The sequence below is a fragment of the Defluviitalea phaphyphila genome, from assembly GCF_001466305.1.
In the GTDB taxonomy this organism is placed as follows: domain Bacteria; phylum Bacillota; class Clostridia; order Lachnospirales; family Defluviitaleaceae; genus Defluviitalea_A; species Defluviitalea_A phaphyphila.
The window spans coordinates 1-7,672 of the sequence record NZ_JWID01000036.1 but is presented as its reverse complement, the minus strand read 5'-3'; the positions used below and the strand labels follow the sequence as shown (position 1 = coordinate 7,672).

The window sequence follows — 7,672 nt, the reverse complement described above, 5'->3', positions numbered from 1 at the left end:
TTAAGGCTAATTTTATACTTTAACACCTAAAATCAAGCATGATTTCTACTAAACATAAGTGTTGCATTTAATATTGCAATTTAGAATTTGTATTTTTTTTATTTTTTTTTAAAAAAGTTATTGACTTTTATTGTTAATTATGGTACTCTTGGATTGTAATAAATTGTCGAAAAACAAAATGTAAGAGGAGAGGATATGTCATGAAATCTACAGGTGTTGTAAGAAAAGTAGACGAATTAGGTAGAGTTGTTTTACCTATCGAATTAAGAAGAAATCTAGATATTCACGAAAAAGATGCTTTAGAAATTTTTGTTGATAACGACAAAATCATCTTAAAGAAATATCAACCAGCAGATATTTTTACTGGTAGTATGGAAGATTTAATCGATTATAAAGGAAAGAAAATTTCTAAAGAAACTATTCTTGAACTTGTAAGATTAGCTGGTTTAGAACTTAAAGAACAAAAATAAAAAAAGCCAAATATTTGGCTTTTTTTATTTTATTTCATGAATTATTTTATATACTTCTCTCTTAGTTATTCCTCTATCTTTAGCGACTTGTTTCATCGCATCTTTCTTATTCATTCCTTTTTCTAAATAAAGCTTAAAATGTTCATCTATTTTAATGTGTTCCCACTTTTTTTCGTTAATTTTATTTATTTCTTCATCTGATATTCCTTCTATAACTAAAACAAATTCTCCTTTAGGTGAATTTTTCTCATAATATTTTATACTTTCTTCAAGAGTAAAAAGTTTAATTTCTTCATATTGTTTAGTAATTTCTCTTATAATAGATATTTTTCTATTACCTAATGTTTTATATAGTGCCTCTAAAGTCTTAAAAATCCTATGTGGAGCTTCATAAAGAATAATAGTTCTTTCTTCCTTAGATAATTTTTCTAATCTTTCTTTCTTTTTCTTAGTATCTGTTGGTAAAAATCCTTCAAATACAAACCTATCCGTTGAAATTCCTGATACTATAAGTCCTGATATAGCTGCTACTGCCCCCGGTATTGGCGTAACCTTTATATTATTTTTATGAGCAAGTTTTACTAAATCTTCTCCAGGATCCGATATTCCAGGAGTTCCTGCATCAGTTACAAGAGCAATATTTAAACCATCTTGTAGTTTTTTTATAAGAACAGGACCTTTTACTTTTTTATTATGCTCATGATAACTTGTTAATGGAGTATTTATTTCTAAGTAATTTAAAAGTTTTTTAGTATGTCTTGTATCTTCTGCTGCTATTAAATCAACTTCTTTTAATATTCTTACAGCCCTATAAGTAATATCTTCTAAATTTCCTATGGGAGTTGCACACAAATATAATATTCCTGTCATTTAAATACTCCCTTTCATTCCATATAATTTAAGTAGTTCGTCTGTATATTGTCCTTCTTTTTTATATACTATAATAGGATTTAAAACTTTAAGGAGTGCTTTAGCATTCTTTATTGCTTCTATAAGAACCATATTAGGTTCTTTATTAATATATGGATGTACCATTCTTAATGTCTTAGGTTCTAGATGATATTTCCTTAATAAAACTATTATATCCACTAATCTGTGAGGTCTATGAACCATATAAAATCTTCCCTTATTTTTTAATACATAAGAAGCTGCATATATTACATCTTCTAAAGAACATAGTACTTCATGTCTTGCTATAGTTTTTGCTTCATTTAAATTATGAAATCCCCCTCCATTATTCATATAGGGAGGATTTGATGTGACCACATCAAAGGAATTTGCTTTGTAATAATCTTTTATTTTTTTAATATCTCCTATATGAACTTCAACTTTTTCTTTAATATCATTAAGTAAAATACTTCTTCTTGCCATATCTACATTTTCTTCTTGAATTTCAAGTCCTATAAATTTTTTACCCTTAGTCTTAGCTTCTAAAAGAATAGGAATTATTCCATTTCCTGAACCTAAATCAAGAACAACTTCTCCATCTTTTATTTTGGTAAAGGATGAAAGTAAAACTGCATCCATACCAAAACAAAAAAAATTAGGATTTTGTATAATATTATATCCCTTTAAATTAAGGTCATCTATTCTTTCTCCTTTTTTTAAATTAATCTTCTTCATTAAATTCTTCCTCTAAAATTAATTCTTCTTCATTTTCTTTATCTTCTTTATTCAATGTTTCTTCTAAAATTAACTCAGATTCTTCGTTTTCTTCATATACTTTTTTTACATTAGGCATAAATTCTAGTTCATCTAAATGATAAACATTAGCTTCTGTATCTCCTTCTTTTTTTACAACAGCTACTTTAACTAATTGACGCAATACATTAACAGATAATACTGTACCGTCTCCATCAGGCGTAGTTACCTCTTGTCCTATTTCAGGAAGTTTTTCATTAATTTCTTTATAAACATCTTCCTCATATTTTAAACAACACATAAGTCTTCCACATACTCCTGATATTTTAGTAGGATTTAGGGAAAGATTTTGATCTTTTGCCATTTTTATTGATACTGGTTGAAATTCGGATAAAAAACTAGAACAGCAAAGGCATTTCCCACATATTCCAATGCCTCCCATCATTTTAGTTTCATCTCTAACTCCAATTTGCCTAAGTTCAATTCTTGTCCTAAAAATGGCTGCCAAATCTTTTACTAATTCTCTAAAATCTATTCTCCCATCAGCTGTAAAATAAAACATAATTTTATTATTATCAAAGGTAAACTCTACATCTATTAATTTCATTTCTAAACCGTGTTCTGCTATTTTTTGTTTACATATATCAAAAGCTTCTTTTTCTTTTTCTTTATTTTGGGCATGTATTTTGTCATCTTCTTCTGTAGCAATTCTTATTACTTTTTTTAAAGGCTGTACTAATTTATGTTCACATATATTTCTATTAGGAATCACAACTGTTCCATACTCTATTCCCCTAGCAGTTTCTACAATAACATGTTCTCCCGTATCTATTTGTAAATCCTCTGGATCAAAATAATATATTTTCCCTGCTTTTCTAAAACGAACTCCTATTACATTAACCATGTATATTCTCCTTTATATTTAATAGCATAATTTCTAGTGCAAGCCTAAAATTAGCGTTTTGTTTAAGATATATCTTTGTATTAGCAATAGCTTCTAAACTTTTACTAATTTTATTATAAGATAAATTCATACTCATATTCAACAACTCATTTATTTTATCTTTATTTATTATATATTCATTATTTCCTATTTCTTTTATAAATAGAATATCTCTATACCAAATATACATTAAATCCAAAACAATATCTATATCTTCCTTATAAATTTCCATTTCTTTTTGTATTTCAAATAAATTTATAAGGTCGTCTTCTTGAATTTTATATATCCATTCAATCATTTTTTCTCTTATATCTAAAAATTTATTAGATTCTAGCATATTTTTAACTATTCCTATACTTCCTCCACTAAAAGCAATATATAAATCTATATTTTTATCTATATTATTAAAATATTTCTTTATTTCTTTAGGTTTTAAAGGATTTAACTTTAGAATAGAACATCTTGATATAATAGTAGGTAAAAATTGCTTAAAATTATTAGATAAAAGTATTATAATTCCATAGGAGGGAGGTTCTTCTATAGTTTTTAAAAGAGCATTTTGAGCTTGTATTGTCATTTTATCAGCCTTTTCTATTATATAAATTTTATATTTATATTTATAAGGCTTTGTTTCTATATCTTTTTGAATACTATTTCTAATATCATCTACCCCTAAACTTTTTTTATCTGTATCTATAAAAAATACATCGGGATGATTTCCTGAATCAAAAGCTCTACATGAGCTACATTCATTACAAGGAGTTACTCCTCCTTTAAGACATTGCAAAGTCTTAGCATATGTTTTGGCTATAGTTTTTTTCCCTATTCCTTCTATCCCATCAAATATATAACTATGAGATACTTTTTTATATTTAATTCTTCTTTTTAGATTTTCTATGATTTCTTTATGTCCAATGATTTCTTCAAAAGTATACATAAAAAAACTCCTTTTTAGAGATGTTTAAAAAAAATACCGCTGTAATTATACAGCAGTTAATTAATTATGTTATAATGTCTAAAAGCAATCCCCTAATTTCATCTACTCTTGATAATATTTTTAAATGGTCTTTTTCTTTTTTTATTAATTCTTGTGCCAGTTCATCTAAATTATTATTTACTTTTTTTATAATTCCATATACTCTATGTCTTCCTCTTTTATCTAAAAAATTTTCTCTAGAAAATTGATGAGATCTTGATACTATCTCATTCATAAAATCAGAAATCATCATCCTATATTTTTTTAAATCTTTAACATCCATGTGGTCAGCCAACTTTTTGCCTTGAACGGTTATGTCTTCTACCATTTTTTCTAATTTTTGTTGAAGTTCTGCTTCTTCTATTTTACTTAAAAGAGTAAAAGAAAAATCTTTATCTACTACTTTTTCTTTTTTTTCAGTAATAGTGTTAACAGATGGTGCTTGAACTGACTCAACTTTCATATTCATTTAAACTTACTCCTTAACTTAAATTTTTTTAAATTGGTCTACATCTAACACAAAAATTGTAGCTCCTCCTACAGTCACTTCTATAGGATATGGAATATATCCTTCAGTTGAGGGTAAATTAGCCGAAGTAATTTGCTTTCTACTTTTACATCTTTTTTCTATAAGCTTTATAGCTTCTTCCACCTTATCTTCTTCCGCTCCTATAATAAGAGTTGTATTACCAGATTTTAAAAATCCTCCTGTGCTAGCTAATTTAGTAACTCCAAAACCATGTTTACTTAATTCATCCATTACTCCATGGGCATCATCATCATGAATAATTGCGGTTATAAGCTTCATATTAACCCTCCTTTAAGAAAACCTTTAATTCCCTTAATATTTGTTCTCTAACTTCTTCTATACTATTCCTTGCATTAATAACCTTAATTCTATTAGGATAACGATCTGCTAATATTTTATAACCTTTATACACTAGATTATGAAAAGACATATTTTCATTTTCTAACCTATCTAAAGCCTTTTGACTTACCTTTCTTTTCATAGCTAATTTAGGCTCAATATCAAAGAAAAATGTAATATCGGGCATAGTATTTTGTATAGCAAATTTATTAATCTCTTCTATTATTTCTATTCCTATTCCCCTAGCATAACCTTGATAAACAATACTAGAGTCTACAAATCTATCGCTAATTACAATTTTTCCTTCATCTATGGCTGGTTTTATTTTTTCTTTTACATGTTGTGCCCTAGAAGCTGCATATAAAAGAGCCTCTGTCATATCTGATAATTCTTTATTTTCTATGTCTAAAATAATATTTCTAATTTTTTCGCTAATTTTGGTTCCTCCCGGTTCTCTTGTTAAAATAACTTCATATCCCTTATTTATAAAATATTTTTCTAATTCTTTTATTTGAGTTGTCTTCCCTGAGCCATCAGGACCTTCTACAGTAATAAACAAACCTTTCATATTACACCCCGTTCAATAATCTCTATTATGTCTTCTTTTGTTCGTTTTTTTATCTGCTCTATGTGAAATTTTGTAATTTTCTCTCCGGGAGATAATAAGGGGATTCCTGGAGGATAAAATACTACAAAATTAGCACTAATTTCTCCTTTTGCTTTATCTAAAGATATAATTTTTCTAGGTGAATAAAAAGCTTCTCTTGGAGAAATTTCTATTTCTAAAGAAGGGTTAATTATATTATATATATCGGTACTATTTTCTTTTAACCTTAATTTTTTATCTATATTAAACATAGCTTCTTCAAGTTTATGAAATCCTTCTTTAGTATCAGATATACTTGTAATTCCAACTAAATGAATTGGGCTTGATAATTCCATTTGAATTTTATATTTATGTCTAAGAATCTCATCAATTTCTGTACCTGATTTATTACATCTTCCAGTATAAAAAACTAATCTAGAAATGTCAATTTCTTTAATGCCATATTTCCCATTTAATTCTTTTCCTAGAATAATTATGTTATTTAATTTATTATTAAAATTATTTCTTAGAATATCCAATCTATTAATATATTCATTAAAATAATTTTCACTTTTTTCTAATTTACTTCTAAGTAAATCCATCATTCCCATAAAAATATAAGAAGGACTACTAGTTTGAATCATTCTAATGATTTGCTTTACTTTATTCTTATTAACTCTATCTCCCTTAAAATGCATAAGAGCAGTTTGAGTAAGTGCTGGAAGGGTCTTATGAAGACTTTGAATTACTATATCTGCTCCTTTTTCAAGAGCAGTTTTAGGAAATTTGGAATGAAAATTAAAATGTGCTCCATGGGCTTCATCTACAATTAAAATTTTATTATATTTATGTGTTATATAAGCAATTTCTTTAATATCAGAAGTAAACCCTTCATAAGTAGGACTAGTAATAAATACCGCTTTAGAATTGGGATAAGCTATAAGTTTCTCTTCTATATCTTTTGGAGATATTCCTCCTAATAATCCATAAGATTTTATAATATTAGGATTAATATAATGGGGTATCACATCACCTAATATCATAGCATTATAAGCAGAATGATGGCTATTTCTTGCTATAATTATTTCGTCTTTAGGATTAGTTACTCCTAATATGGAAGCTATAACTCCTGTTGTAGAACCATTAACTAAAAATATAGTTTCATCTGCTCCAAAGGTTTTAGCCATTAAATTTTCTGCTTTGGCTATTACCTCTTTTGCTTCATATAAATTATCCATTCCCGGTATTTCTGTTACATCTAAATTAAACAAATTAATATTTTCTAAACCTCTTCCTAATTTATGTCCCGGCATATGAAAAGGATAAATACCTTCTTTATAATAATTTATCAATTTTTCATATAAAGGTGCTTTTATCATATAATCCATCCTATATAAAAATTGTATATTTATTATATCAAAAATATTATATGTTTTAAATAAAAAAAAGACCATAGAAAATCTATGGTCCTTAGTGAGCTACCCGGGACTCGAACCCGGGACACCTGGATTAAAAGTCCAGTGCTCTACCATCTGAGCTAGTAGCCCTTTTTAACATAATATGGTGCCCAGAGGCGGAATCGAACCACCGACACGAGGATTTTCAGTCCTCTGCTCTACCGACTGAGCTATCTGGGCAATTAATTGCGGAGAGAGGATTTGAACCTCTGACCTTCGGGTTATGAGCCCGACGAGCTACCAGGCTGCTCCACTCCGCGTCATATTGATGGAGGGAGAAGGATTCGAACCTTCGAAGGCTTAAGCCAACAGATTTACAGTCTGCCCCCTTTGGCCACTCGGGAATCCCTCCATAAAGCCGACGATCGGACTCGAACCGATAACCTGCTGATTACAAGTCAGCTGCTCTGCCAATTGAGCCACGTCGGCATATTATTATTTTATACAATTTATAAAATTTTATTCTTCTGGTGGGCGCAACAGGACTCGAACCTGTGACCCCCTGCTTGTAAGGCAGGTGCTCTCCCAGCTGAGCTATGCGCCCAAAAATAAAACATGACGACCCAGAAGGGACTCGAACCCTCGACCTTCGGCGTGACAGGCCGACGCTCTAACCAACTGAGCCACTGGGCCATATTTATATTTACACCCTCAAAACTAAACACTAGAGCCTTATAGGTCAAGCCCTCGACCTATTAGTACCTATCAGCTAAACATGTTACCATGCTTAC

9 protein-coding genes and 7 tRNA genes are annotated in these 7,672 nt (G+C 28.9%); 1 reads left to right on the top strand and 15 read right to left on the bottom strand.

What is annotated here, in order from left to right:
• Nucleotides 1-200: 200 nt before the first annotated feature.
• Entirely contained in the window at nt 201-470 is a 270-nt protein-coding gene (locus OM90_RS11620) for an AbrB/MazE/SpoVT family DNA-binding domain-containing protein (protein ID WP_058487034.1), read from the top strand.
• A gap of 24 nt (nt 471-494) precedes the next feature.
• On the opposite strand, the gene rsmI is transcribed toward OM90_RS11620, so the two are convergent.
• From rsmI to OM90_RS11545, 15 genes are all read right to left on the bottom strand, one after another.
• Nucleotides 495-1,340 carry a 16S rRNA (cytidine(1402)-2'-O)-methyltransferase gene (rsmI, locus tag OM90_RS11615; protein WP_058487033.1) on the bottom strand — a complete coding sequence of 282 codons (846 nt, stop codon included), beginning with the start codon at nt 1,338-1,340 and terminating at the stop codon, nt 495-497.
• Nucleotides 1,341-2,093 (bottom strand): tRNA1(Val) (adenine(37)-N6)-methyltransferase, encoded by a 753-nt coding sequence (locus OM90_RS11610; protein WP_058487032.1) that lies wholly within the window; start codon nt 2,091-2,093, stop codon nt 1,341-1,343.
• The gene (locus tag OM90_RS11605) at nt 2,080-3,015 is read right to left on the bottom strand and encodes a PSP1 domain-containing protein (RefSeq protein WP_058487031.1); all 936 of its coding nucleotides are present in this window, start codon (nt 3,013-3,015) and stop codon (nt 2,080-2,082) included. Before OM90_RS11605 ends, OM90_RS11610 begins: the two co-directional genes overlap by 14 nt.
• Nucleotides 3,008-3,991, bottom strand: a complete 984-nt coding sequence (locus OM90_RS11600) for a DNA polymerase III subunit (RefSeq protein ID WP_058487030.1) — start codon at nt 3,989-3,991, stop codon at nt 3,008-3,010. Before OM90_RS11600 ends, OM90_RS11605 begins: the two co-directional genes overlap by 8 nt.
• A 64-nt stretch (nt 3,992-4,055) precedes the next feature.
• Nucleotides 4,056-4,499, bottom strand: coding sequence for a YaaR family protein (locus tag OM90_RS11595; RefSeq protein ID WP_058487029.1), 444 nt, complete (start codon nt 4,497-4,499; stop codon nt 4,056-4,058).
• Between the two features lie 18 nt (nt 4,500-4,517).
• Entirely contained in the window at nt 4,518-4,838 is a 321-nt protein-coding gene (locus OM90_RS11590) for a cyclic-di-AMP receptor (protein WP_058487028.1), read from the bottom strand.
• A gap of 1 nt (nt 4,839) precedes the next feature.
• Entirely contained in the window at nt 4,840-5,466 is a 627-nt protein-coding gene (gene tmk / locus OM90_RS11585) for a dTMP kinase (RefSeq protein ID WP_058487027.1), read from the bottom strand.
• Nucleotides 5,463-6,863, bottom strand: coding sequence for an aminotransferase class I/II-fold pyridoxal phosphate-dependent enzyme (locus OM90_RS11580; RefSeq protein WP_058487026.1), 1,401 nt, complete (start codon nt 6,861-6,863; stop codon nt 5,463-5,465). The genes tmk and OM90_RS11580 overlap by 4 nt, the downstream gene beginning before the upstream one ends.
• Nucleotides 6,864-6,958: 95 nt before the next feature.
• A tRNA-Lys gene (locus OM90_RS11575) sits at nt 6,959-7,031 on the bottom strand.
• Nucleotides 7,032-7,045: 14 nt separating this feature from the next.
• Nucleotides 7,046-7,121 (bottom strand) — tRNA-Phe (locus tag OM90_RS11570).
• A gap of 6 nt (nt 7,122-7,127) precedes the next feature.
• Nucleotides 7,128-7,201 (bottom strand) — tRNA-Met (locus tag OM90_RS11565).
• A gap of 9 nt (nt 7,202-7,210) precedes the next feature.
• Nucleotides 7,211-7,293 (bottom strand) — tRNA-Tyr (locus OM90_RS11560).
• A gap of 4 nt (nt 7,294-7,297) precedes the next feature.
• Nucleotides 7,298-7,370 (bottom strand) — tRNA-Thr (locus tag OM90_RS11555).
• Nucleotides 7,371-7,409: 39 nt separating this feature from the next.
• Nucleotides 7,410-7,485 (bottom strand) — tRNA-Val (locus OM90_RS11550).
• A gap of 15 nt (nt 7,486-7,500) precedes the next feature.
• Nucleotides 7,501-7,574, bottom strand: a tRNA-Asp gene (locus OM90_RS11545).
• Nucleotides 7,575-7,672 lie beyond the last annotated feature (98 nt).

What these genes read in the sequence shown, in the direction of transcription:
- OM90_RS11620 (WP_058487034.1), top strand. Translation starts at nt 201, where the DNA reads ATGAAATCTACAGGTGTTGTAAGAAAAGTAGACGAATTAGGTAGAGTT.
- rsmI (WP_058487033.1), bottom strand. Translation starts at nt 1,340, where the DNA reads ATGACAGGAATATTATATTTGTGTGCAACTCCCATAGGAAATTTAGAA.
- OM90_RS11605 (WP_058487031.1), bottom strand. Translation starts at nt 3,015, where the DNA reads ATGGTTAATGTAATAGGAGTTCGTTTTAGAAAAGCAGGGAAAATATAT.
- OM90_RS11610 (WP_058487032.1), bottom strand. Translation starts at nt 2,093, where the DNA reads ATGAAGAAGATTAATTTAAAAAAAGGAGAAAGAATAGATGACCTTAAT.
- OM90_RS11595 (WP_058487029.1), bottom strand. Translation starts at nt 4,499, where the DNA reads ATGAATATGAAAGTTGAGTCAGTTCAAGCACCATCTGTTAACACTATT.
- tmk (WP_058487027.1), bottom strand. Translation starts at nt 5,466, where the DNA reads ATGAAAGGTTTGTTTATTACTGTAGAAGGTCCTGATGGCTCAGGGAAG.
- OM90_RS11590 (WP_058487028.1), bottom strand. Translation starts at nt 4,838, where the DNA reads ATGAAGCTTATAACCGCAATTATTCATGATGATGATGCCCATGGAGTA.
- OM90_RS11600 (WP_058487030.1), bottom strand. Translation starts at nt 3,991, where the DNA reads ATGTATACTTTTGAAGAAATCATTGGACATAAAGAAATCATAGAAAAT.
- OM90_RS11580 (WP_058487026.1), bottom strand. Translation starts at nt 6,863, where the DNA reads ATGATAAAAGCACCTTTATATGAAAAATTGATAAATTATTATAAAGAA.